This window comes from Arthrobacter sp. P1_D4, from assembly GCF_056406115.1.
Window position 1 is genome coordinate 210,978 of the sequence record NZ_JBFUAU010000002.1, and the last position, 22,750, is coordinate 233,727.

The window sequence follows — 22,750 nt, forward strand, 5'->3', positions numbered from 1 at the left end:
ATTTCCGGCGGTAGCATTCCGCTATGCCTATCGCACGCTTCCCAGGTCTCGTCATTGATTGCCCCGACGCCGCGGTCCTCGCGGGTTTTTACGGCGCCCTGCTGGGCTGGCAGGTGAAGGTCGACGGTGACTGGGCCGAAATCCGCCCTGACGACGGCAGCAACTGCATTTCGTTCCAGCAGGTGGACGGCTACCGTGCCCCGGAATGGCCTGGCCAGGAAGTGCCACAGCAAATGCACCTGGACCTGATGGTGCAGGACCTGGATGAAGGCGAAAAGGTCGCCGTCGAGCTGGGGGCCACCAAGGCCGACTCGCAGCCGGGCACCAGCTTCCGGGTATTCCTCGACCCGGCCAGCCACCCCTTCTGCCTCTGCGTGGACTAAACAACTCGCCACGCCCGGTTGGCGTCGGCAGCCGCCGGGTAGGCCCAACAAGGCACTCCATGCACAGGGTTTCCAGTCAATGAAACTTCGCTAGCGGGCGCATTGCCGTTCCCGGGACGCTGGGGAAAGCCCTAGAGCTTCCTCCAACTGATGAATCGAGCCGACGTTGACTCCCAACACCCTTCGTTTCCCGTCCCAGGACCACGCCCGCGCGGGGACCGCCGTTCCCTCCGCCGTCCGATTCGAACACCACGAGGAGCCCTTCGGCATCGGCGAAGACCGCCCCAGGCTCTCCTGGCAGGTCACCACCGACCGGACCGGGTGGGTCCAGGCCGCCTACGAACTCCAGCTCGGCCCCGATGAGGCCGGCCTGACAAGCTACGGCCGCACCGAGACCAGGGAGCAGCTCCTGCAGCCCTGGCCCGCACCGCCGCTGGAGAGCCGCCAGCGCGTCGCCGTCCGCGTCCGTGTCTGGGGCAACGGCGGCGGCGCGCCCTCCGAATGGAGCCCCGTTGCCTACGTAGAGGCGGGATTACTGAACGCGTCCGATTGGCAGGCAGCCATGATCCGCCCGGCCTGGGACGAGGCCAGCGACGCCAACGAGCCGGCAGCGCGCCTGAGCCGGACGTTCGAAGTGGCCGGGCCCGTGGCGTCCGCCCGGCTCTACGCCAGCGCCCACGGCGTCTACGTGGCGCACATCAACGGCCGCCGCGTGGGCCGGGACATCCTGACCCCGGGCTGGACCAGCTACCACCACCGCCTGCGCTACCAGAGCTACGACGTCACTGAGTATCTCCGGCCAGGCACGAACGTGATCGGCCTTGAGTTCGCGGACGGCTGGTGGCGCGGCAATCTGGGCTTCCAGGAGAAGCGCAACACGTACGGCAACCGCACCGCCGTGATCGCCCAGCTGGAAATGACCGACGGCGGCGGGGCAGTGAGCGTGATTGGCTCGGATGCGTCGTGGCTGGCGGGGCGGGGGCCGGTGCTGTCGGCAGACCTGTACGACGGCGAAACGTTCGATGCGCGGCTCCGGAGCCGTGGCTGGGCTGAGACCGGAGCGGAGACCGGCGCGGGCCCCGACTTGCTGCAGCCCGCCGTCGTAGTTGACGGCTTCGATCCTGCAGTCCTGGTCGCACCCGACGGCCCGCCCGTCCGGGCCACCGACGAGTTGCCGGTCAAAGCCGTGCTGGGAACGCCGTCCGGAAAGACCATTCTGGACTTTGGCCAGAACCTGGTGGGCCGGGTGCGTTTCAATGTGAGCGGTGCGGCCGGCACCGAGGTGGTGCTGCGGCACGCCGAGGTTCTGGAGCACGGCGAACTCGGAGTCAGGCCGCTGCGCGTCGCCAAGCAGACCGACCGCTACATCGTGCGAGGCGATTCGGGCGGCGAGAGCTGGGAGCCGGAGTTCACCATCCACGGGTTCCGCTACGTGGAGGTGAGCGGCTGGCCAGGTGTTGTGGATCCGGACGCGTTCACCGCCGTCGTGATCCACTCGGACCTGCGGCGAACGGGCACGTTCGAATGCTCCGATCCGATGCTGAACCAGCTCCACTCGAACGTGGTGTGGGGGATGCGGGGGAACTTTGTCGACGTGCCCACGGACTGCCCGCAGCGCAACGAGCGCCTCGGCTGGACCGGCGACTTCCAGATCTTCGCCGCCACCGCGTCCTTCCTGTACCGGATCCCCGGCTTCACCACGTCCTGGCTCAAGGACCTCGCCGCAGAGCAGGGGACTGACGGGCCGCCGCCGCTGGTGGTCCCGGAAGTGGTGGCCGAAAAGCCGCCATTCCCGGACCGCCCGGTGATGGCCGCGTGGGGTGATGCAGCCGTGCTTGTTCCCTGGGTGCTGTACCAGCGGACGGGGGACCTCGAGTACCTCCGCCGGCAGCTGCCGGGAATGATCGCCTGGCTGGAAGCCGCGGCCCAGGCCGCCGGCCCGGAGCTGCGCTTTGAGCACGGCTTCCAGTTCGGCGACTGGCTGGACCCGGCCGCACCGCCGGACTCGCCCGGCGACGCCCGCACCCCCTGGCAGCTCGTGGCACAGGCCTACCTGGCTTACTCGGGGTCGGTGGCGGGCGAGGCTGCCGGACTGCTGGGCCACGACACGGAATCGGAACGGTTGCGCGAGCTGTCCGCCCGGTCCCGGGCGGTGTTCCGGGAACGCTACCTTAATGACGAAGGCCGGCTCCGGCCGTCCACGCAGACGGCCTACGCGGTGGCACTGCGCTTCGGACTCCTCGAACCGGCCGAACACCCTGCCGCGGCCGCCCGGTTGGCCGACATCGTGGAAGCCGACGGCTACCGCATCGCCACCGGGTTCGTGGGAACTCCGCTGGTCTGCGACGCGCTCAGCGATGAAGGCCACACGACGGCGGCATACCGCCTGCTCCTCCAGACCGAGTGCCCGTCATGGCTGTACCCCGTGACAATGGGCGCCACCACTATTTGGGAACGCTGGGACTCCATGCTCCCGGACGGCAGCATCAATGAGGGCGAAATGACTTCTTTCAACCATTACGCCCTGGGTGCCGTGGCCGATTGGATGCACCGCACTGTGGCCGGCTTGGCACCAGCTGAACCCGGGTATCGGAAACTCGCCATCCGGCCTAGGCCCGGCGGGGGGCTGGCGTGGGCCGCTGCCCGGCACGAGACCCCTTACGGCGAGGCTGTGGTCCGGTGGGAGCTGGACGGCGACGTGTTCTTGCTGTCCGTGTCGGTCCCGGCCGGCTGCACCGCCGCGGTGTACCTGCCCGACGGCGGGACCACCGGCGTCGAGGTCGGTTCCGGGACGCATTCGTTCAGCTGTGCAGTTCCTGAAGCCGCAACCGAGGGCGCCCGCGAGCCGGTGTTTCAGCCATGAGCCTGGATGTGGAGCTGGCCGGCCTCATGCACCACGTGGCTGAAGCCGGCTCCTTCGCCGATCTCCTCGCCGATCCTGCCGGGATGCAGCGGCTGGCGGCGTTCAGCGGCGCGGATCTGCCCTACACGGCCCCTGCCGTACCGATCCGCTCGGTGGAGGCGCCGGGGCCCAACGGACCCGTGCCCATCCGGATCTACGGCCCCGGCATCCTTCGGCTGGACGGTGACCGGGGTTCCGCGGCGGGGAATGCGTCCGGGGCCGCCCTGCCCGGCCTGGTGTGGCTGCATGGCGGCGGGTTCGCCGGAGGGACGCTGGACATGCGGGAGGCCGACCAGGTCGCCCGGGAACTAGCTGACCGGACCGGCGGCCTGGTGTTCTCCGTCGACTACCGGCTGGCCGGCGACGGCGTCCACTTCCCGGTCCCGCACGAAGACGCGCTCGCGGCGTGGATCTGGGCGGCAGCCCACGCCGAGGGCCTTGGCGTGGCCCCGGGAAACCTGTGCCTTGGCGGGGCCAGCGCCGGCGGGAACCTCGCCGTCGGCGCCGCCATGTATCTCAAGGACGCCGGACTCGCACTGCCCGCCAAGCTGCTGCTGGCGTACCCGTTCCTGCACGCCGCGCTTCCCCCTCTGAAGCCGACCGCGGTGTCCGACGGCAGGGTGCTTTCCAGCCTGCCGCGGATCCTGCGCTTCACCGAGGACGACTGCCAGGCAATGGTGGAGAACTACATCGGCGGCCCCGCCGGGATGGCGTCCTCGTATGCCCTGCCCGGCCGTGCCGATCCTTCGGGGCTCCCCCCGGTGGCGGTCATCGCCTGCGAATACGATGACCTGCGTCCGTCGGCTGAGCTCTTCCGGGAATCGCTCCGCGCGGCCGGCGTCCAGGTGTCCTTCCGGCTGGAAGCGGGGGTGACGCACGGGTACCTCAACCACTCGGCGGCGCTGGGGATCGTGCAGCAGGGGCTGGCATTCCTTGCGGCGGAACTGGCCTCGGCAAAGCCCTTTCAATGATTGAAATCCGCGGTTTGCGCCGGTCCGGTGATCCGACAGTCTTAGGGGAGACGCCGGGCATCACGGAACCCGTGCACAAGCCAAGCGGCGCAGGAAAACGGATGGAGTCGACGATGACGGAAGGTCGCGTGCTGAGCGGCATCGAATTCGCCCGCGCGGGTGACGACGGTTCCCGCCCGCTGTTGCTGGACCTCTACCTTCCCGGTCCTGAGGGCGGGGCGGCTCCCCGGCCGGCGGTGGTCCATTTCCACGGGGGCGGCTGGCGCATGGGGGAGCGGTCTTCCCTGGGCCCGGTCCTGGACGGATTCGGCAACAGCGCCTTCCAAACGTTCACTGACACAGGATTCGTGGTGGCATCGGCGGACTACCGGCTTAGCCAAGAGGCGCATTTCCCGGCCCAGCTGCACGACGCGAAAGCCGCCGTCCGCTGGCTGCGGAACCATGCCGCCGACTACAACGTGGACCCGGAGCGGATCTACGCGTGGGGCGACTCCGCGGGCGGCCATCTCGCCAGCCTGGTGGGTCTCACCACCAATGCCGACGGCGTCAATGCCGGCGATGCCGTCGCCGCGGTGGCAGCCTGGTACCCGCCCACGGACCTGGGCAGGATGGCCGAACAGAGCCTGCCGGGCGCCGTTGCCAGGGCCAACGATCCCGGATCCAGGGAGGAACTCCTTGTCGGTGCTGTACTGGCCGACGAGCCGGCGAAGGCGTCTGCGGCGAGCCCCATCAGCTACGCCAGCCGTTCGGCACCGCCGTTCTTCCTGGCCCACGGAACCGCCGACCGCTTCGTTCCGCCCGCCCAGTCGACGTCCCTAGCGGCGGCGCTGGAAGCCGCCGGAACCGACGTCGAACTGCTCCTGATCGAGGACGCGGACCACATGTGGGTACTGCCCGATCACAGCCCGGCCGCCGCGGAGAAGGCCATGGACGCCACCGTCGACTTCTTCCTCCGCCAGGCCCACGTCCCCTGACAGAGCCCTCCCCGCGAAGCCAGTGCGGGCCCCGGTCTGACCCGGGCAGCTTTGCCCTGCCAATTTTCCACGATCACCAGTTCCCTCACCCGCCCGTCCGGGCGGAACCTGAAAGGCCCTCCACATGCAGTACATCGGCATCACCCACGACGGCGCGGCCTGGGTTGCGGCCCTGGCCGACAGCCGGGTCTACCCGCTGGCTCCGGTCCAGGATTTCTGGGCGGATGCCGCCGGCTGGCAGGAAAAGTCCCTGTCCCTGACGGCCGGCGGCGCGTCGCTGACCCGGGCGGACGTCACCGAAGTCCCACTGGTCCCGCCCACCGCCCGCGTGATCTGCGTGGGATTGAACTACCGCGCCCACGCCGCCGAGGGTTCCTTCTCCGTGCCCGAGTACCCCACGCTGTTCGGCCGGTGGACCGCGTCCCTGTCGGTCGGCAACGTCCCCGCGCCGGTGCCCGCCGGCGAGGCCGGACTGGACTGGGAAGGCGAAGTCGCCGCCTACGTGGGCCGGCGGGTCGAATCCGCGGACGAAGCCACCGCCGCGGAAGCCGTCTTCGGCTACTCCACCTTCAACGACCTCACCGCGCGGCGGGCCCAAAAGCTCACCGCCCAGTGGACCCTGGGCAAGAACGGCGACTTCAGCGGCCCCCTCGGCCCGCTGGTCAGCCGCGACGAGGCCGGGGACCTTCGCGAGGGATTGCAGGTCCGGACCCGGGTCAACGGCACCGAGGTCCAGAACGGCAACACCCGGGACATGATCTTCTCCGTCCCGGCCATCATCGCCCTGATCAGCCAGACGATGACCCTGCATCCCGGTGACGTCATCGCCACGGGAACCCCGGAAGGGGTCGGCTACGTCCGGACCCCGCCGTGGCTCCTGCAGCCCGGCGACACGGTCGAAGTGGAAATCGACACCCTGGGAACGCTCACCACGCCCGTCGGCGGGCCGTCACTGCGGGCCCGGGCCTGATGACCGCCGTCAACAACGCGGCCCTCGGCGACCTCCCGGACCGGGTGCCGGTGCTGATCGCCGGCGGAGGACCCAGCGGGCTCTTCCTGGCCCTGGACCTCGCGCACCGCGGCATCCGCAGCCTCGTCATCGAGCCGAGGACCACCATTGACCAGGACCGGCCGCGCGCCAAGACCACGAACGCCCGCACCATGACGCACCTGCGCCGCCTCGGGCTTGCCGACAAACTCCGCGACGCCGCGCCGCTGCCGGTCGCCTACGCCCAGGACGTCATCTTCTGCTCCGCCCTCACCGGCCACGAAGTCACCCGGTTCCGCCAGGCCTTCCAGCTCGTCCCGGGCCGGTATGGCCCCCAGCCGGAATGCGGGCAGCAGGTCCCGCAGCCCGTCATGGAGGCCGTGCTCCGGGAGGCCGCCGCCGAATCCCCGCTCATCACGCTGCTGACCGGCCTGAGCGTGGAAGACCTGGACATCAACCAGGGCGGCGGCACGCCGGGCCCAGGCCGGCCGCGCTTCGGCTCGCGCGTGGCGGTGTCCGACGCAACCGGGCGGCGCAAGGCCGTGGACTGCAACTTCGTAGCCGCGGCCGACGGCGGGTCCTCCACCGTGCGCCGCCGGCTGAACATCCGCCTCGCCGGGGGCTCCGCCGAGCTCTCCAACATCAGTGTCCTGTTCCGTTCCGACACCCTCGCCGCCGCGATCACCCTGGACCCGGCCGTCCAGTACTGGGTCCTGGGACCCGAGGTTTCGGGCATGGTGGGGCCGCTGGACCTCGGCAGCACCTGGTGGGCCATCATCCAGGGCGTGGACGGCAGCGGATCACCCGACGCCGGACACCTGGTCCGTTCGCTCGTCGGGGCCGACGTCGACGTCGAGGTCATCGCCACCGACCCCTGGACGGCGCGCATGCTGCTCGCCCCGGGATACGGGCACGACGGCGTGTTCCTGATCGGGGACGCGGCGCACCTGAATCCGCCCTGGGGCGGGCACGGGTTCAACACGTGCATCGGCGACGCCGCCAACCTGGCCTGGAAGATCGCCGCCGCCTTGGAGGGCTGGGCCGGCCCGGCCCTGCCCGGCAGCTATGAGCTGGAGCGCCGGCCCGTCGCGGCCCGGACCATCCGCGACGCCGCCGCCAACGGCAAGTCGCTGGCCTACCACTTCGCGGACCCGGCCCTGGGCCGGGCTGATGCGGACGGCGAGGCAGCCCGGCGGGTCGCCAAGGATGCGCTGGCCGTCAAACAAAGCGAGTTCGACTCGCTGGGACTGGTGCTGGGCTACACGTACGGCTCCTCGCCTCTGGTGGTCCCGGACGGCCTGTCCGTCCCCGCCGAGGACCCCGTCAGCTACGTCCCCTCCGCCAGCCCGGGATCGCTGCTGCCACACGCCTGGCTCGACGCGACAACGTCGCTCTACGACCTGCTGGGCAGCGGCTTCACCCTCCTGGTGGACCGCGACAGCCTGGGCGGCGCGGCCGCCGGGCAGGCCTACGCGGCGGTCCTGGCCGCCGCCGCGATCCACAAAATCCCGCTGTCCGTCGTCGACGTCGGACCCGACCAGGACGGAACCCCGATGACCACGCACTGGCAGGCCGCCGCGGTGCTGGTCCGCCCGGACCAGCACGTCGCCTGGCGGGGGACCGACCCCGTGGGGGCCGCCGCGGCCATTGGCGTGGCCGCCGGCTGGCCGCTGGCAACACCATCCGAAGACCCCGACAGGAGAACACGTGTCCGTGCCGTCCTTCCGTGACTATCTCTACCCGCCCGACCACCCGCGGGTGGCGCAGATCCGTGGCCTGGATGCCCGCGGCTATGCCGAGGCGGCAAAGACCGATCCCTTCGCGGGTCCCATGATCCAAGGCTGGGCCGCCCAATACCCCGAGCCTTTCACCGGGGTGACCAGCGACGGGGTCCGCCGGGACGGGCTGTACCCCCTCGAGACGGCGCCGGCGGGGGAGGAGGCGCCGGGGGGCCCCGAATGGCAGAGCTGGGCCAACCCGGAATTCCTGCAACATGACACGGGCCTGCGCCTGGACGAGCTGGACCCGGACGTGCGCGAACAGATCCTGGCCGTCGTGGCGGCGAGCCTGAGTCCGGCCGGCTACGGGCTGGTCCGTAACCTGATGCGGATCAATGGATTCCTGGGCGACCTGGTGGAGCTGCCGGAGCTGATGAACGAGTTAAGCTACAACTTCGCCCTCTACGGTGACCCGTCGGAGACGTCCCCGTGGGGCTGGCAACTCTTCGGCCACCACGTGGCGCTCAACGCCCTGGTGGCCGGGACCCAGCTGGTGGTCTCGCCGGTGTTCCTCGGCGCCGAACCGGACGTCATCGACGCCGGCCCGCACCAGGGCGTGGCCGTTTTCAAGGAGCGGATCGCCTTGGCGCGGCGCCTCATGCAAGCCCTGCCCGGGCCGCTGCGGGACGAGGCCACGCTTTTCGAGGACATGCAGGACCCGGCCATGCCGGAGGGCAGGCTGCACCCCGGGGACGAACGTCACCTGGCCGGCTGCTTCCAGGACAACCGCGTGATTCCCTACGAGGGAATCCCGGTCAGCGCGATGCCCGCCGCGGCACGCGCGATCCTGGACCAGCTCGTGGCAGACTTCATCGCGTTCCTCCCCGACGGGCCGCGGACCGTCCGCCTGCGGGAAATCGCGGCCCACTGGGACGAAACCTGGTTCTGCTGGATCGGCGGATGGGAGGCGCAGGACGCCTTCTACTTCCGCCTGCAGAGCCCCGTGCTGGTCATGGAACTGGACCACCACACAGGCGTCTTCCTCAGCAATGACACCCCGGCCCCGTTCCACATGCACACGGTGCTGCGCACCCCGAACGGCAACGACTACGGGCGCGAGCTGGTGCGCCAGGCTCTGAACGGACACGCGTCATGAACCGCTGACAAGCCGTCCACCGACGCGAATGGCCCGGAACCCTCCGCGGGGGTTCCGGGCCATTCGTGTGGGACCTGCAGCCGGACCGGAAAACCGGGCCAGATGCCCAGGTCCGCCTAGATGTCCAGCGCAGCCCTGCGCTGCGGCGGGGGACCCACCACGGTCAGGTCCATCTCGGCCTGGGCCCGGCCGAAGCCCTCCATGTCCATGTAGGGCTCGCCGCCCTCGGTGTACATGTAATCCTCCGTGGGCTTGTTGAAGTACTCGAAGAAGCCGTTGAAGACCGACGGCGTCAGGAACCCGACCATCTGGGTGTTGTGGGAATCGAAGGCGAAGGAGTGGATGGTCCCGGCCGGGGCGTGGAGGAAGTCGCCCTTGGTGAGCAGCACTTCGCGGCCGTTGGCGTAGATCCACATCCGGCCCTCGGTGCAGAGGAAGTTTTCCGTGTGCTGCTCGTGGAAGTGCAGCGGAATGTAGGGGGACTTGGCGCCCTTGGTGTGGACGGCGAAGTAGTTCGCTCCCGTGTTCGCCGGCCGGGACAGGTACGTGAACATGGTCTGGTAGCTGACCATCCGCTCGCCCTCGCCCGCACTGAGGAAGTACGGGCTCTGAGCCGCCGGCAGCCCGGCGTCCTGCCGGAAAGACGGTGCCACCCGTTCGACGTCGGGGAACGTGATGCCGAATTCGGCGCCCACCGCCGCGCACTCCTGCAGGCTGGGCTTCCGGCCCGGGGTGACAGGTGGGACGTGCGAATCGATGGGTGTGCCGACGCGTTCGTAGTAGGCCTCGGCGCCGCCCGGTGTCATCCAGTTCAGGAACCGGGTGTAGTGGCTTGCCATCCGGTACGCGTGCGGGGTTCCCGGCGGGATCACCACGGAATCCCCGGGAGTCAGGATGCGGCTTTCGCCCGGCAGCCAGACGTGCAGGATGCCGTCGAAGACGTACAGCGTTTTGTGTTCCACCGCGTGGCTCACAAACGGTGATTCGGCCCCCATGCCGCCGGAGATGTAGGCGGCGCTGAAAATGCCGCCAGTGTCTGCCGCCCGGGCGATCACCGTGACCAGCTGGCCGGCGATCTCATAGCGGGCGCCTTCGCCCGACGCCATGTAGTACGGGACGGCGTCGCCCGGCAGCACATTCGCCAACGGGAGCTCTTTGTTCATTTCCTCAACGCTGAGGGACATCGCATCCTTCTTTCCTGTCTGTGGAGCGCGGGCTGCCCCCAAGACTGCCCCTGATTCTCCGCCGCGGCGACCTCCATTTCCAATGGATGAAACACTTCTGTCCGTCGCTCCGGGCTGTTGGGCGCCGGGAAGCCGTTGGCGGCGGCCGGCGGGCGGTCAGGGGTAGGCGCCCGCGGCCATTCGCCGATACGGTCCAAAGTCCCTGTTTTGGTGTCAGTACTCCCGGCTAGTCTTGCGTGAGGCGCATGGCGGTCCGTAATGCGAGCCGGTGCGCCTCCAGCCAAGAACAATGGGGGGTACGTTGTCCAACGATTCAGTCATGACCTGGCTTCCCGGCGACGCAGGCCGCACCGCGGCAGCCGAGCCTTCAGAGCGGAGCGAGGCCGTCGGCCCCTCCTGGGACCGCGTCATCCCGCAAGGATCTCCCGGCGTCAGCCGCGGTGACTACTGCCGCGACCATTGGCCGCCCCTGTAGGGGTACCGCTGAGGCGGCAGTGTTCCTGCCCGCGGAGGACCCAGACGGCGGTTTCCCGCGCACGGCTGTTGGCTTCTATTTACCTGGGATTTACGTGACTTGCCTTGTGGGCGTTCCACGGCCGCAGCGAGACTTTAATGACGGGCTGACATCATCCGTTCAGCCTCAGGGACAAACCAATCCAGCGGGCAGCAGCGACGCTTTCCCCTTCACCCCGTGGCAATGATGCCCGGACGGGGAGCCCGCGAACCGGGAGGATCGTCATGGCCGGCACATTTGAACTCTTCGTTGACGCTGATGCCTGCTTCAGGTTTCGGCTCAGGGCACCGGACGGGGCAGTACTGGCCGTGTCAAAGGGCTTCGCGGACAAGCCGGCAGCGGTTGCCGGCATCACCGCGGTGCGCGAGTATGCCGGCATGGGGCTGATCAGTGATCTGTGCCCGGAGCCGCCGGCAAGTCCGGCGGCACCGCGGCCGAGAAGCACTCCGGCGCCGGTGCCCGGCGTCGACCGGCGGGTGCACGACAACGACCTCCGGATCCGCGCCCGGGCCCTCCGCCGCCCGGCGCACGGGCCGGGCGCGGTAGGCGTCGGCTGATCCGGCAGGGCGCACGGCTACCCGGCCGCGGCAGACCGGCCCACGCGGACGTTGGGTGGCCAGGGGCGCCGCTACGGGTCCATTCCGGCGTGCACCGGAACGAACTCGATCTTGTTCGCTGGCTGGACCGTTTTCTTGGGGGCCCGCGAGAACCCCTTGGCATCCAGGTGGTTCTGCGCCCGGTACTCCGCCAGGGCCTCGTCGTAGATCCCGTTGAGGCGGTGCCCGGAATAGACGTGTTCTGAGCCGTCCGTGAACGTGATGCTGATGAGCGACTTTTCCGGGAAGTGCCGGTTCATGCGGATGAACCCCTCGGCGTCTTGCTTGAGATTGATCATGTGGTTCCCACTTTCGTGATCGAGTTGATCCAGTCTCCCGCCTTCGCTGTGACTAAACCAACCGGCCACGGCCAGCCGGCTGCCTCCATCGGTTCAGGCCACCCTGCTCGATCGGGATGGGGGCGTACCCCTATTCGGGGGCATACGCGTCCACCGCCTGCTGCAGCACCGGGCTGAAGCGGTCCCAGGAATCGGCCGGCGTGGCCACAACCAGGACGCTGCTTCCCCGGGTTCCTGCAACGAGGCAGGCTATTTCACGGTAATTGTGGGCACCGATCCGCGTTACATAGGTGTCTTCCACGCAGGAACCGGTGCCTCCCCGGAACCCCATTCCGGCGCGGTACTGCAGCCGGCTCGCGGATGCGGCGTTCTCGCCTCTGAGATGGGCCAGCCGGAATTCGGGCCAATTGGCCAGCGACTCGTCGCCCTGTTGCGGCGTGGCATTGAGATAGATATGGAGGTCCCCGTCGGGTGCGGTGACGGTCGCGGACACGCTGCCGGGGTCGCCCGGCACGGGAGCGGCATCAGGTGGGATGGCCAGCACGGCTGTCGTGTCCGGAAGCTCCAGCGGCTGCCATCCTGCCGGGGCCGGTCCGGGACGGAACCACGCGAACGGGGTGGGGCCGGAGGCAGGCGCCGCCGTCTGGTTCCCGGCCGGACTGCCGCACGCGCCGAGGGCCAAGGCCGCTAGCGCCGCCGGCACCCCGAACAGGAGCCCCCTGCCGGGGCCCGGCCCAAGCGCCCCGTGGCTGCTACTTGTTGCCGTCACCGTCGTCCGGTCCTCCGTTGTTGTCGGCATCATGATCGTTTCCGGCAGGCACCCGGGCGGGCGGCGGAACCATGGGCCGCGGCGCCGGTGGAGCGACGCGCCGCGGGGCGGGCGCCGGCGGCCGGATCATGGGCGCCGGGGCGGGCGGCGCAATGTACCGTGGCGGGGCCGGCGCAACGGGCGGGGCAACATACCGTGGCGGCGCCGGCGCAACGGGCGCGGCAACGGTCGACGGCGGAGCCGCGTTGCTGGCGGGGTCCTTGGGCGACGGTGAGGGGTTCCCCGTCGCAGGAACTGACGGGACTGTGTAGGGGGCCGGTGCCGGCGTCGCTGTGTGCCCGCCGAAGCAGGCCCCCAGCAGCAGGATGGCGCCCAACGCCGCGGCGGCAGTCGCCGGGCGAAGAATCCTCATTGTGCTCTCCTTAGGGATGGCCGGCCAGGGGCGGCCGGACCTGTCCCTACAACGGTTCCGGCAGCCTGCAGGTTCAACACGGGCTGCGGCCATTGACCGCGCCGGGCGCAAGTGAACTGTTTGCCGCCCGGCGTCGTCCTACCTCCAAGGAGGCGGAAATGTCCGATCAGGAGGCCGAGTTACTGCGATCGCTGCAGGAGGCTTACGGCCCGGCGCTATGGCGGTTCGTCATGGGAATGAGGCGTGACAGCGCCCTGGCGGACGACGTCGTGCAGGAGACGCTGATCCGCGCGTGGAAGCACCCGGCGATTCTGCAGCGCCCGGAGCCGGCGGTGCGGGCCTGGCTTTACACGGTCGCCCGCAATCTCGTCATCGATGACCGGCGCAGCGCCCGCCGCCGGCACGAAACGGCAACCGACCAGCTGCCAGAGATTCCGGAGGCGGACCGGGTCGACAGGATCCTGGACGGGTGGCTTGTCTCGGATGCGCTCGCCGGGCTGTCCGCCGAGCACCGGGCCGTCGTCATTCATTCGTACTATTTGCGGGAGACGACCGCCGAGATCGCGCAAAATCTTCAACTGGCCGAGGGAACAGTGAAGTCGCGCCTGCATTACGCGCTGAGGGCGATGCGGCTGGCCCTGCAGGAGGGAGGCGTGACGCCATGAACCGGAACGGAACCGATGAGTACCGGCGCTGGGATGCCGCGTACGTGCTGGGATCCCTCGTCTCCTCTGAGCGGCACGAGTTCGAGGAGCACCTGTCCGGCTGCGCTGGCTGCAGGGCCGCCGTCGCCGAACTTGCCGGACTGCCGTCGCTGCTGGCAGCACTCTCACCCGAGGAAGCCCAGTCCCTCGGGCGGACTGACGGCGAACGGCGGACACCGACGTTGCAGCCCGGACTGGCGCGCAAGGTCCAGCGCGGCCGCCGGCGCACCCGCCTGGCTGTCGCCGGGATCATGCTGGGCGCCGCTGCCGCCGCGGGCGCGGTTTACGTTGAGGTCACGGCCTCCCCGCCCCCGGCTGCCCAGATCCAGGCCGCATCCGCGACGGCCCTGAACTTCACCCCGGTCGCCGACAGTGCCATGGTGGCCACCGGATCCCTGACCACGCAGCCGTGGGGAACGCAGATCGACTGGCAGTGCACGTACACGCCGTCCCCGGCCGACTATGCTCTGCCGGGCGGTCTCCGCGCGCCGGAGGAGTACGGATTGGTGGTTCTCGACTCCCGCGGCGCCACCACCCAGGTGGCCACCTGGACAGCAACGCCGGGGACAGTGGCGACACCGACGGCCACCACAGTTGTCCCGAGAGCCGATATCCGCAGCATTGAAATCCGTGCCGTCGCGAGCGGCAAGACGCTCCTGGCCGCGCACCCGTAGCGCCGGCACACCCGCGTGCACGAACGGGGCCGCACCCGTGCCCGCGCCGGCGGGGCGCCGGCGGGTGGATCAGCGGCGCGGCGCCGGATGGATGGCCAGGACTCCATTGCAGGGACAATGGAGGCGTGACTTCCGCGAACACACCCCTGGACCCAGCCTGCGCGAAGGGGCTCTTCGACCTCGACGCCATCGGGGCTGGCCTGGCTTTTGCGGAATCGCTGGGAGCCCTCGCGGCGGCATTGCACGCCGGTGGTGCGGGGGCGTCCGCGGTGGTGCAGGCGCCTCCCGGCACAGGCAAAACGACGCTGGTGCCGCCGCTGCTCGCCAACATCGCCGCCGGCGGGAGGGGCCGGCGCCCGCGGATCGTGGTCACCCAGCCGCGCCGCGTCGCTGCCCGTGCGGCCGCCCGGCGCCTGGCCGCCCTGGACGGCACCCGGCTCGGCGACCGCGTGGGCTACACGGTCCGCGGGGAACGCCAGACCGGCCCCGGTACTGTGATCGAGTTCGTTACCCCCGGCATCCTGCTTCGCCGCCTCCTCGCGGACCCGGGGCTCGAGGGCACGGACGCCGTGATCCTCGATGAGGTCCACGAACGCGGGCTGGAGACCGACCTCCTCGTTGGCATGCTCGCCGAAGTCCGCCAGTTGCGCGGCGACCTCGCCCTGATCGCCATGTCGGCCACCCTCGATGCCCCCCGCTTCGCCGCCTTGATCGGAGACACGCTGATCGGTGAGGCGGCGGACGGAAACGACGACGGCGGCGGCCCGGCACCGGTCATTGACTGTCCGTCCGTGCTCTTTTCGCTGGACGTGGAATGGGCCCCCGCGTCGGCGCCGCGGCTGGATGAGCGGGGCGTGGCCCGGGCCTTCCTGGACCATGTGGCCGACACGGCAGCGGCCGGGCATGCGGCCGCGCTGGCTGGCGGACGGGACGTGGACGCCCTGGTGTTCGTTCCCGGCGCGTGGGAGGTTTCCTACGTGGCGGGGGGGGGGGGGGGGGGGGGGGGGGGGGGGGGGGGGGGGGGGACTGTTCCGGGCGTCCGGCTGGTCATCGATTCCGGGCTGTCCCGCGAGCCGCGGCGCGACGCCGGCCGCGGAATGTCCGGCCTCGTGACGGTGTCCTGCTCCCGGGCGTCCGCGGACCAGCGTGCCGGCCGTGCCGCACGCCAGGGCCCGGGCACGGTGATCCGCTGCTATGACCAGAGGGCCTTTGGTGCCGCGCCGGCGCACCCGACGCCGGAGATCGCGGCAGCTGACCTGACCGGCGCCGCCCTGGTCCTGGCCTGCTGGGGAGCCCCCGGCGGCCGGGGACTTGCGCTGCCGGACACGCCGCCCCGGGCCGCGATGGACGAGGCCGTCGAAGTGCTGCGGGAACTCGGCGCCGTCACCGCGGACGGTCACGCAACCGAGGTGGGCAAGACCCTGGCCCGGGTCCCGACTGACCCCCGCCTTGCCCGCGCCCTGCTGGACGGCGCCGCGACGGTGGGCTACCGCACGGCGGCCGAGGCCGTCGCCCTGGTGTCGGGGGACCAGCGCGCACCGGGCGCAGACCTCACCAGACTGCTTGCCGCGCTGCGGACGGGCCGCGATCCCGGATCCCGGCGCTGGTCGGAGGACGTCCGGCGGATGGAGTCAATCGCCCGGCAGGAATCCACCGGTGGCGGGCACCAGAAGCCATCCCGCGCCGCGCCGGTTGCGTCTGCTGGGGCCGTTGGTGCCGCGGAGGCCGTCGGGTTTGTCGTCGCCCTGGCCTTTCCGGACCGGGTGGCGCGCCGCGTTCCGGGCCAGGGGCCGGCACAATACCTGCTGACCTCCGGAACCCGGGCCGGGTTGCCGGCCGGCAGCGCCCTGTCCGGGCACGAATGGCTGGGAGTGGCCGAAGTGTCCCGCGCACAAGGGCGCGATGCCGCGGGGACCGGTGCCGTCATCCGCTCTGCGGCGCCGCTGACGGCGGACACCGCAGAGGCCGCCGCCGGCAACCTCCTGAGCGACACGCTGCAGGCGCGGTTTAGCCAGGGCCGGGTCTCGGCCCGGCGGGAGCGCCGCCTGGGCGCGATCGTGCTCTCGTCCACCCCGGTACGGCCTCCTGCGCAGGAGGGCCGCGCAGCTGTGGCCCGCGCACTGGCCAGCGAGGGGCTGGCCACCATCGGATGGTCGAACGCGGCGGACGGCTTGCGCCGCCGTCTTGCCCTGCTGCACCGGGAGCTGGGCGGGGCATGGCCCGACGTTTCCGAGCCCGCGTTGCTGGCCCGGCTTCAGGACTGGCTGGCCCCGGAGCTCGCGGCGTTGGCCGGCGGGGCATCGACGGGCGGGATCGACCTCGCCGGCCCGCTGGGCCGGCTGCTGCCGTGGCCCGAGGCGGCCCGGCTGGGCGAACTGGCACCCGAGTCGCTGGCGGTCCCCAGCGGATCCCGGATCCGGATCGACTACCCGGACGCGGCAGACGCCACCGGCCGGCCCGTGGTGGCCGTCAAGCTGCAGGAGTGCTTTGGCTGGGCGGAGACGCCGCGGCTGGCCGACGGGCGCGTGCCGGTGCTGTTCCACCTGCTCTCGCCGGCCCGCCGGCCCCTGGCCGTGACGGACGATCTCGCGTCCTTCTGGTCCGGGCCCTACGCCCAGGTCCGGGCCGAAATGCGCGGCCGCTATCCGCGGCATCCGTGGCCTGAAGACCCGTGGACCGCGCCCGCGACGGCCCGGACCAAGCCGCGGAACTAACGCCTGACCAGCTGCCCGGCGCTGCCAACTGACCACTCGCGCCGCGCGGTCAACAGGGGCATGATGAAGGAGCACGACGCCGGCGGGCCTCCGGACCCGCGGGACGACGGGCAAACAGGCCGGTCAACCGGGCCGGGCAAACCTGCCCGTCAAACAAAAAAATCAGCCACGCGATGAAGAGTGATGGCCATGCACCTTGCGTTCGTCTCCATTCCCGCCTACGGACACGTCAACCCGACCCTGCCGCTGGTGGCGGAGCTCGTGGTCCGGGGGCACAGGGTCACATACTTCACGTCCGCCGACTTTGAACCGCTGATCCGCAAGGCCGGCGCGGACTTTCACGCGTCCGGCGGGAACTGGATGGCATCGATGCCTTCCTTGGGGCCCGGGCAGAGGGCGCAGGCGCACCTCATGCTGCCGATCATGCACCGCGTGTTCGAGGACCTCAGAACCAGCTTTCCGGCGCTGGTCGATCAACTCCGCCAGGACCCGCCGGACGCCATCTGCTTTGACGCGATGACGCTCAGCGGCAGCATGGCGGCGGAAAAGATCGGCGCCCCGGCCATTGCCCTCATGCCCACCTATGCCACCAACGAGCACTTCTCGCTGAGATCGCTGATGCCTGCCCCGCCACCGGACGGCGCCGATGAGATGGCCAAGGTTGCCCTGGCCATGGGCCGATTGCTGGCGGAATTCGCGGCCGGGCAGGGCGTGCGGACACCGCGGATGTTCGATGGTCCGCCTGCGCCGTTCAACATCGTGTTCCTACCCCGCGAATTCCAGCCCATGGGGGCGACCTTCGATGACCGGTTCCGGTTTGTGGGTCCCAGCGTCGGCGGCCGGGACACCGACGGCGAATGGGAGCGTGAGGGAACGGGACCGCTGTTGTTCATCTCGCTGGGCACCACCCCGCTGAACCGCCGGCCGGACTTCTTCCGGATGTGCCTTGACGCCTTCGGCGGAAGCGAGTGGGACGTCGCGATGGCCGTCGGGGACCAGACCAGCATGGCCGATCTCGGAACGATTGCGCCGAACATCCGGGTCCGGCCGGTCTTCCCGCAGTTGCAGGTACTGCGCCGGACCGCCGTCTTCATCACCCACGCGGGCATGAATTCGACCATGGAAGCGCTGTATTACGCCGTCCCAATGGTGGCCGTGCCCCAGCAGCCGGAACAGGCGGCCACCGCCCGCCGGCTGGAAGAACTGGGTCTTGGCCTGCGCCTTGCGCCGGAGGACGTCGGGTCCGAAGCGCTCCGGGCCGCGGTCACCGCGGTCCATACGGACGCGCAGGTCCGGCGCAACCTGGCCGCGATGCGCGATGTTGTCCGCAGCGCGGGAGGGGCCGTGGCCGCCGCCGACGCCATCGAGGCGCGCGTGCAGCACGGGGCGGGCCGGTTCGGCGACGTCGGTTAGGCCGGGCCGTGACGCCAGACCGGTCAGGGGAGCGCGGCCGCCGGATTATCGCCGTGTGTCTTCAGGAATTCGGCGACCGTCGTCGCCAGTGACGCCCCCGCCTCGTCGGCACTGCGCTTCGCGCCGGCAACGGCAAAGGAGTGGTCCCCGCCCTCGCGCCACTCCACGGTCGCGGACGGCCCGATTTTGGTCGCCACGGCCTCCAGCAGTTCCGGGGTGGCGAACGTGTCCCGCGTGCCCTGCAGGAAGAGCATCGGCAGCGTCAGCCCATAGAGGTGCTCGTCGCGGAGCTTTTCCGGTTTCCCCGGCGGGTGCAGCGGGTAGCCCAGATAGACCAGCCCGGCAGCCGGCATGCCTTCCGCCACGGCCATTGAGGCCATGCGCCCGCCGAACGATTTCCCGGCGGCCCACAACGGCCGGCCCGCGGAACGGGATGCGGCGGCGGCCATGGCCGCCCGCCAGGTGGCGATGGCAGCCGGCGGCCGGTCCGGGAATTTTCGTCCTGCCTCGCGGTAGGGGAAGTTGAAGCGCAGGGTGGCGACGCCGAGTTCGTTCAGGGCGCGGGTGAAGCCCACAAGGAAGGGATGGTCCATTCCCGCCCCGGCGCCGTGGGCAACAACCAGGGTTGCGAAGGAGTCCTCGGGGCCGGCAAAGACGCCCGACACTGCGGCGTCGCCGACGTCAAGGGTGATCGGGAGCTCGGGCGTTGTCATGTGTCCATCATGCCCGGTGGAGGATGTTCCGCTCTTCAACTGTCCCCGCCGCCGGGGTAGGTTGTCCCCATGGCCAAGGAAGAAGTCCATCTCACCGTCAGCGGTCCGCACGGCGACCGGGAGTTGCGGGTGTCGAGCCCGGCGAGGGTCGTCTGGCCCGGCCTGGGACTGACCAAGCTGGACCTGGCCCGGTACATGGTGGCCGTCGGGGATGCCTTCCTGGCGGCGAACGGGGACCGGCCGGTGACCCTCCAGCGGTTCAAGGACACGGTGGACGGCGAGCAGTTCTTCTCCAAGAACCCGCCCAAGGGTGCGCCGGATTTCATCCGTTCGGTCGACGTCGTCTATCCCAGCGGACGCTCGCATCCCCAGCTTGTCATTGACGAAATCGCCGCCGCGGTGTGGGCGGTGCAGATGAATACGGTGGTCTTCCACCCCTGGCCCTCCCGGGCCGGAAATCCGGACAATCCGGACGAGTTGCGGATCGACCTCGACCCGCAGCCGGGTACCGGGTTCGCCGAGGCCGTTCCGGTCGCGATGGAGCTACGCCGCTTACTCGCGGAGGCCGGGCTGGATGCGTTCATCAAGACCTCAGGAAACCGGGGGCTCCATGTCTTTGCACCGATCGAGCCGACCCGGGAGTTCCTGGATGTGAGGCATGCAGTCATCGCGGCGGCGCGCGAACTCGAGCGGCGCCTGCCCGACCAGGTAACCACCGCCTGGTGGAAGGAAGAACGCGGCGCCCGCATCTTCGCCGACTTCAACCAGGCGAACCGTGACCGTACGATAGCGGGGGCCTACAGCCCGCGTGCACTCGCCACTGCCACCGTGTCGTGCCCAATCCGCTGGGAGGAGCTCGAGTCCGCCGATCCGACGACCTTCACGATCGTCACCGTGCCGGAACGGCTCAAAGCCACCGGCGATCCGTGGGAGGGCATGCATTCGGGCGGCGCGGGCACCGTCGATCTCCTCCTCGAATGGTGGGACAGGGATATCGAGGCCGGGCTGGGGGAGATGCCGTTCCCGCCGGACTTCCCGAAGATGCCCGGGGAACCGCCGCGGGTGCAACCCAGCCGCGCGCGCAACAGCGGCTGAGGCTGCCCGCGCGGACAGGCAACAGCCGCCGGCCCATCCGTGGCCGCGCCCGCATCGAATTACCGGCATGAGCAAGTCGGAGAAGAAGAACCTGCGCTATTGCGACTACTACTGCTTCATGTCGCTGAAGGACTTCGCGGCCTGGGTGGACGCCGACGACGACCGGGAACCCGCCATGTCCTACGCCGTGACCCCTACCAGGTGAGCTCCTGGGCCTTTATTTTGTAGTGTCCGTCCCGTTCGGTGAACGTGGCCCGGTACCCGCGTTTGACACCGTTAACCACCATCTGGCAATCGGTATGCGTGTTGACCTTGATATCCGGGAAGTTCTTGCACTCCACTTCGGAGATCGTGACGCCAGGGTCCGTGGGTTTGGCGCGGGCCTTGATCCGCTCGGCCAGAACCTTGCCGCTGGTCTGCGGATCGAAGACCACCACCGACGGCGGGGCCGTCACCGTGGTTGTGGGGCCCGGTATGGCCGGGGGAGCGCCGCAACCCGTCATCAGGAGCGCCGCGCCCAGGCTTGCTGCACATGCAGTTCTGAATAAGTTCATCGTCGATCAAGTCCGTCCGACGCCCGACCACAGGGCTACCCGAGACCCAGGCTGCCAGACCCAACGATGCCCGGACGGGCTTGGGGAATCCTTGGCCCTGCGGCCGCGGTGCTAGCGGTGGGAACGGACGGTGCGAAGAATGCCGCGGATCGAAACGCCAACGGCGCACACCAGAGGGGCCAGCGCCACCAGGAGGACGACGGTGTTGGGCCTGAACGTCATGCGGCCCGAGGAGCCCTTGGCGTAGACGCCCAGGGGCAAGACGAAGCCGCCGCCCCCGCCTCCGCTTCCGCCGCTGCCGGGCTGGGCGTCTTCCGGGCTGCTGCCTCCGCCGAACCCGAAGGACACCACCGCTACCGGGACGATCTCTTCTCCTGCGATGTTCACGGCGGGCCCGTAGGCCCGGGACACACCGACATTCTTGAACGTGTCCACGAGGGACGAGAAAGACTCAGACATAGGACACACCATAGGCAACAGCACCCCCACGCGCCAGAGCCGTTCGCCGCTGATGCTTTGGGAAGGAGTGGTGTGCGGGGAGGAGGTGAGGGGACGGGGAAAGGAAAACGGAACCAAAGCTCTGGTTGCCGGGCGTGTCATGCCCTTAGATTTGGAACTGGCGCGGCTCAGCCCGCAGCACCGGAGACGAAGCACTGGAATTGAGGCACTGGACATGACGGCATCCACGAATGCGGCTTCACGGCTGGCCGACGCGCTGGCGATCATCCTTGGCACCGACGGCATCCCCCTGCGGCTGAAAGCCTGGGACGGCTCGGAAGCGGGACCGGAAGACGCTCCAGTCGTCGTTTTCCGGTCCCGGCGGGCACTTCGACGGATGCTGTGGTCCCCAGGGCAGCTTGGACTGAGCCGTGCCTACGTGGCCGGCGATGTCGAGGCACCCGGCGACATCTTCGCCGCCTTCGCGGCCATCAGTGCGGCGGGAAAGTTCGCCGAGCCCGGCCCGTTCCGGCCGCCGACACCCGGCGAGGTGTTCGCGCTGGTCAAAACAGCAGTCCGGCTCGGCGCGCTCGGAACGAACCCGGCGCCGCCGCCGGAGGAAGCGCGCGTGAGCAGGCACGGCCGGCGGCATTCCAAGGGGCGCGATGCCGCGGCCATTTCCCACCATTACGACGTCGGGAACGACTTTTACGCCCTCGTCCTGGGCCCTTCCATGGTGTACTCGTGCGCGGTCTGGGAGTCGGAGGAGACCGGGCTTGACGCCGCCCAGAGCGCCAAGCTCGATCTGGTCTGCCGCAAGTTGGGGCTCCGCCCGGGCATGCGGGTGCTGGACGTGGGATGCGGTTGGGGCAGCCTGGCGCTGCATGCCGCGCAACACTATGGGGCCGACGTCGTCGGGGTGACGCTCTCGGTCGAACAGGCGGCCCTGGCCCGCAAGCGGGCGGCGGACGCCGGACTCACGGACCGGGTGGACATCCGGGTGCAGGACTACCGGGACGTGGAGGACGGGCCGTTCGACGCGATCAGCTCCATCGGCATGTCAGAGCATGTGGGGCGCGAGCAGATCCAGCACTATTCTTCCCACCTGCAAGGCCTGCTCCGGCCGGGAGGACGGCTGCTTAACCACGCGATTTCCTGGAACGCCGGCGCGACCCCGCCGGACCCGGACTCCTTCATTCCCCGCTATGTATTCCCGGACGGCGAGATGCTCAGCCTCTCGGAGATGGTCGCGGCACTCGAATCGGCGGACCTGGAGATCATCGACGTCGAGGCGTTGCGGCCCCACTATGCCCTGACGCTCAGGGCGTGGGTGCGGAACCTGGAGGAACACTGGGACGAGGCCGTGCGCTTGGCCGGGCTGGGAAGGGCCCGGGTGTGGCGGCTCTACATGGCCGCGAGCGCACTCGGCTTCGAGGCTGGCATCACGGGCGTGAACCAGATCCTGGTCCAGCGCCCGGGCGGCGCGGAACCCCCATTGCGCCGTTCGGCCTGGATGTGAGGCCCGGTCCTGGAAGTTCAGGCCGTGTGCCGAAGGCTGACCCGCGGACCGCGCGAAGCT

23 protein-coding genes are annotated in these 22,750 nt (G+C 69.9%); 16 read left to right on the forward strand and 7 right to left on the reverse strand.

Annotated features, from left to right (window positions below; translation table 11 throughout):
* Positions 1–23 precede the first annotated feature (23 nt).
* From AC1D0A_RS01895 to AC1D0A_RS01925, 7 genes are all read left to right on the forward strand, one after another.
* Complete coding sequence (locus AC1D0A_RS01895) at positions 24–383, forward strand: VOC family protein (RefSeq protein WP_243177818.1); 360 nt, start codon at positions 24–26, stop codon at positions 381–383.
* 166 nt (positions 384–549) lie between these two features.
* On the forward strand, positions 550–3,246 hold the full coding sequence (locus AC1D0A_RS01900) for a glycoside hydrolase family 78 protein (RefSeq protein WP_476944074.1): 2,697 nt from the start codon (positions 550–552) through the stop codon (positions 3,244–3,246).
* Positions 3,243–4,256, forward strand: coding sequence for an alpha/beta hydrolase fold domain-containing protein (locus AC1D0A_RS01905; RefSeq protein WP_476945073.1), 1,014 nt, complete (start codon positions 3,243–3,245; stop codon positions 4,254–4,256). Before AC1D0A_RS01900 ends, AC1D0A_RS01905 begins: the two co-directional genes overlap by 4 nt.
* 113 nt (positions 4,257–4,369) lie before the next feature.
* A complete protein-coding gene (locus tag AC1D0A_RS01910; protein WP_476945074.1) occupies positions 4,370–5,230 on the forward strand; it encodes an alpha/beta hydrolase fold domain-containing protein in 861 nt (286 codons plus the stop codon).
* Between the two features lie 124 nt (positions 5,231–5,354).
* Positions 5,355–6,200: a fumarylacetoacetate hydrolase family protein gene (locus AC1D0A_RS01915; protein ID WP_028276770.1), complete on the forward strand. Its 846-nt coding sequence runs from the start codon at positions 5,355–5,357 to the stop codon at positions 6,198–6,200.
* On the forward strand, positions 6,200–7,948 hold the full coding sequence (locus AC1D0A_RS01920) for an FAD-dependent monooxygenase (protein ID WP_243177814.1): 1,749 nt from the start codon (positions 6,200–6,202) through the stop codon (positions 7,946–7,948). The genes AC1D0A_RS01915 and AC1D0A_RS01920 overlap by 1 nt, the downstream gene beginning before the upstream one ends.
* Positions 7,926–9,092, forward strand: a complete 1,167-nt coding sequence (locus tag AC1D0A_RS01925; RefSeq protein WP_476945075.1) for a DUF3500 domain-containing protein — start codon at positions 7,926–7,928, stop codon at positions 9,090–9,092. Before AC1D0A_RS01920 ends, AC1D0A_RS01925 begins: the two co-directional genes overlap by 23 nt.
* A 116-nt stretch (positions 9,093–9,208) precedes the next feature.
* Here AC1D0A_RS01925 and AC1D0A_RS01930 read toward each other — a convergent pair whose 3' ends face one another.
* Positions 9,209–10,276, reverse strand: a complete 1,068-nt coding sequence (locus AC1D0A_RS01930; RefSeq protein ID WP_476945076.1) for a quercetin 2,3-dioxygenase — start codon at positions 10,274–10,276, stop codon at positions 9,209–9,211.
* 319 nt (positions 10,277–10,595) lie between these two features.
* On the opposite strand from AC1D0A_RS01930, the gene AC1D0A_RS01935 reads away from it, so the two are divergent.
* Positions 10,596–10,751 (forward strand): hypothetical protein, encoded by a 156-nt coding sequence (locus AC1D0A_RS01935; protein WP_243177811.1) that lies wholly within the window; start codon positions 10,596–10,598, stop codon positions 10,749–10,751.
* Positions 10,752–11,014: 263 nt separating this feature from the next.
* Positions 11,015–11,347, forward strand: a complete 333-nt coding sequence (locus tag AC1D0A_RS01940; protein ID WP_243177810.1) for a YegP family protein — start codon at positions 11,015–11,017, stop codon at positions 11,345–11,347.
* Between the two features lie 71 nt (positions 11,348–11,418).
* On the opposite strand, the gene AC1D0A_RS01945 is transcribed toward AC1D0A_RS01940, so the two are convergent.
* The 3 genes from AC1D0A_RS01945 to AC1D0A_RS01955 form a co-directional block, all read right to left on the reverse strand.
* Positions 11,419–11,685, reverse strand: coding sequence for a hypothetical protein (locus tag AC1D0A_RS01945; RefSeq protein WP_018772760.1), 267 nt, complete (start codon positions 11,683–11,685; stop codon positions 11,419–11,421).
* Positions 11,686–11,815: 130 nt separating this feature from the next.
* On the reverse strand, positions 11,816–12,454 hold the full coding sequence (locus AC1D0A_RS01950) for a hypothetical protein (RefSeq protein WP_476945077.1): 639 nt from the start codon (positions 12,452–12,454) through the stop codon (positions 11,816–11,818).
* Positions 12,438–12,866 carry a hypothetical protein gene (locus AC1D0A_RS01955; protein WP_476945078.1) on the reverse strand — a complete coding sequence of 143 codons (429 nt, stop codon included), beginning with the start codon at positions 12,864–12,866 and terminating at the stop codon, positions 12,438–12,440. The genes AC1D0A_RS01950 and AC1D0A_RS01955 overlap by 17 nt, the downstream gene beginning before the upstream one ends.
* A gap of 158 nt (positions 12,867–13,024) precedes the next feature.
* On the opposite strand from AC1D0A_RS01955, the gene AC1D0A_RS01960 reads away from it, so the two are divergent.
* From AC1D0A_RS01960 to AC1D0A_RS01975, 4 genes are all read left to right on the forward strand, one after another.
* A complete protein-coding gene (locus AC1D0A_RS01960; RefSeq protein ID WP_476945079.1) occupies positions 13,025–13,531 on the forward strand; it encodes a sigma-70 family RNA polymerase sigma factor in 507 nt (168 codons plus the stop codon).
* Positions 13,528–14,244 (forward strand): anti-sigma factor family protein, encoded by a 717-nt coding sequence (locus tag AC1D0A_RS01965; RefSeq protein WP_476944293.1) that lies wholly within the window; start codon positions 13,528–13,530, stop codon positions 14,242–14,244. Before AC1D0A_RS01960 ends, AC1D0A_RS01965 begins: the two co-directional genes overlap by 4 nt.
* A 125-nt stretch (positions 14,245–14,369) precedes the next feature.
* Complete coding sequence (locus tag AC1D0A_RS01970) at positions 14,370–16,958, forward strand: ATP-dependent RNA helicase (RefSeq protein WP_476945080.1); 2,589 nt, start codon at positions 14,370–14,372, stop codon at positions 16,956–16,958.
* 189 nt (positions 16,959–17,147) lie between these two features.
* Positions 17,148–18,371 (forward strand): macrolide family glycosyltransferase, encoded by a 1,224-nt coding sequence (locus tag AC1D0A_RS01975; protein WP_243177805.1) that lies wholly within the window; start codon positions 17,148–17,150, stop codon positions 18,369–18,371.
* Between the two features lie 23 nt (positions 18,372–18,394).
* Here AC1D0A_RS01975 and AC1D0A_RS01980 read toward each other — a convergent pair whose 3' ends face one another.
* Positions 18,395–19,084 (reverse strand): alpha/beta hydrolase family protein, encoded by a 690-nt coding sequence (locus AC1D0A_RS01980; protein WP_476945081.1) that lies wholly within the window; start codon positions 19,082–19,084, stop codon positions 18,395–18,397.
* Positions 19,085–19,153: 69 nt separating this feature from the next.
* Here AC1D0A_RS01980 and ligD point away from each other — a divergent pair, with 69 nt between their 5' ends.
* A complete protein-coding gene (gene ligD, locus AC1D0A_RS01985) occupies positions 19,154–20,179 on the forward strand; it encodes a non-homologous end-joining DNA ligase (protein WP_243177803.1) in 1,026 nt (341 codons plus the stop codon).
* 67 nt (positions 20,180–20,246) lie between these two features.
* The gene (locus tag AC1D0A_RS01990; protein WP_243177802.1) at positions 20,247–20,384 is read left to right on the forward strand and encodes a hypothetical protein; all 138 of its coding nucleotides are present in this window, start codon (positions 20,247–20,249) and stop codon (positions 20,382–20,384) included.
* On the opposite strand, the gene AC1D0A_RS01995 is transcribed toward AC1D0A_RS01990, so the two are convergent.
* Together AC1D0A_RS01995 and AC1D0A_RS02000 are read right to left on the reverse strand one after the other, a co-directional pair.
* Entirely contained in the window at positions 20,374–20,733 is a 360-nt protein-coding gene (locus AC1D0A_RS01995; protein WP_476945082.1) for a hypothetical protein, read from the reverse strand. The genes AC1D0A_RS01990 and AC1D0A_RS01995 overlap by 11 nt on opposite strands.
* Before the next feature lie 111 nt (positions 20,734–20,844).
* Complete coding sequence (locus AC1D0A_RS02000; protein ID WP_043436051.1) at positions 20,845–21,192, reverse strand: hypothetical protein; 348 nt, start codon at positions 21,190–21,192, stop codon at positions 20,845–20,847.
* Positions 21,193–21,406: 214 nt separating this feature from the next.
* Between AC1D0A_RS02000 and AC1D0A_RS02005 the strand changes: the two genes are divergently transcribed.
* Positions 21,407–22,690, forward strand: coding sequence for an SAM-dependent methyltransferase (locus AC1D0A_RS02005; RefSeq protein WP_243177800.1), 1,284 nt, complete (start codon positions 21,407–21,409; stop codon positions 22,688–22,690).
* Positions 22,691–22,750 lie beyond the last annotated feature (60 nt).

Excerpts from the sequence above, each read along its gene's own strand:
- ligD (WP_243177803.1), top strand. The coding sequence starts at position 19,154 with ATGGCCAAGGAAGAAGTCCATCTCACCGTCAGCGGTCCGCACGGCGAC.
- AC1D0A_RS01905 (WP_476945073.1), top strand. The coding sequence starts at position 3,243 with ATGAGCCTGGATGTGGAGCTGGCCGGCCTCATGCACCACGTGGCTGAA.
- AC1D0A_RS01945 (WP_018772760.1), bottom strand. The coding sequence starts at position 11,685 with ATGATCAATCTCAAGCAAGACGCCGAGGGGTTCATCCGCATGAACCGG.
- AC1D0A_RS01940 (WP_243177810.1), top strand. The coding sequence starts at position 11,015 with ATGGCCGGCACATTTGAACTCTTCGTTGACGCTGATGCCTGCTTCAGG.
- AC1D0A_RS01990 (WP_243177802.1), top strand. The coding sequence starts at position 20,247 with ATGAGCAAGTCGGAGAAGAAGAACCTGCGCTATTGCGACTACTACTGC.
- AC1D0A_RS01935 (WP_243177811.1), top strand. The coding sequence starts at position 10,596 with ATGACCTGGCTTCCCGGCGACGCAGGCCGCACCGCGGCAGCCGAGCCT.
- AC1D0A_RS02005 (WP_243177800.1), top strand. The coding sequence starts at position 21,407 with ATGACGGCATCCACGAATGCGGCTTCACGGCTGGCCGACGCGCTGGCG.
- AC1D0A_RS01975 (WP_243177805.1), top strand. The coding sequence starts at position 17,148 with ATGCACCTTGCGTTCGTCTCCATTCCCGCCTACGGACACGTCAACCCG.
- AC1D0A_RS01930 (WP_476945076.1), bottom strand. The coding sequence starts at position 10,276 with ATGTCCCTCAGCGTTGAGGAAATGAACAAAGAGCTCCCGTTGGCGAAT.
- AC1D0A_RS01955 (WP_476945078.1), bottom strand. The coding sequence starts at position 12,866 with ATGAGGATTCTTCGCCCGGCGACTGCCGCCGCGGCGTTGGGCGCCATC.
- AC1D0A_RS01965 (WP_476944293.1), top strand. The coding sequence starts at position 13,528 with ATGAACCGGAACGGAACCGATGAGTACCGGCGCTGGGATGCCGCGTAC.
- AC1D0A_RS01895 (WP_243177818.1), top strand. The coding sequence starts at position 24 with ATGCCTATCGCACGCTTCCCAGGTCTCGTCATTGATTGCCCCGACGCC.
- AC1D0A_RS02000 (WP_043436051.1), bottom strand. The coding sequence starts at position 21,192 with ATGTCTGAGTCTTTCTCGTCCCTCGTGGACACGTTCAAGAATGTCGGT.
- AC1D0A_RS01995 (WP_476945082.1), bottom strand. The coding sequence starts at position 20,733 with ATGAACTTATTCAGAACTGCATGTGCAGCAAGCCTGGGCGCGGCGCTC.
- AC1D0A_RS01980 (WP_476945081.1), bottom strand. The coding sequence starts at position 19,084 with ATGACAACGCCCGAGCTCCCGATCACCCTTGACGTCGGCGACGCCGCA.
- AC1D0A_RS01910 (WP_476945074.1), top strand. The coding sequence starts at position 4,370 with ATGACGGAAGGTCGCGTGCTGAGCGGCATCGAATTCGCCCGCGCGGGT.
- AC1D0A_RS01960 (WP_476945079.1), top strand. The coding sequence starts at position 13,025 with ATGTCCGATCAGGAGGCCGAGTTACTGCGATCGCTGCAGGAGGCTTAC.
- AC1D0A_RS01920 (WP_243177814.1), top strand. The coding sequence starts at position 6,200 with ATGACCGCCGTCAACAACGCGGCCCTCGGCGACCTCCCGGACCGGGTG.
- AC1D0A_RS01915 (WP_028276770.1), top strand. The coding sequence starts at position 5,355 with ATGCAGTACATCGGCATCACCCACGACGGCGCGGCCTGGGTTGCGGCC.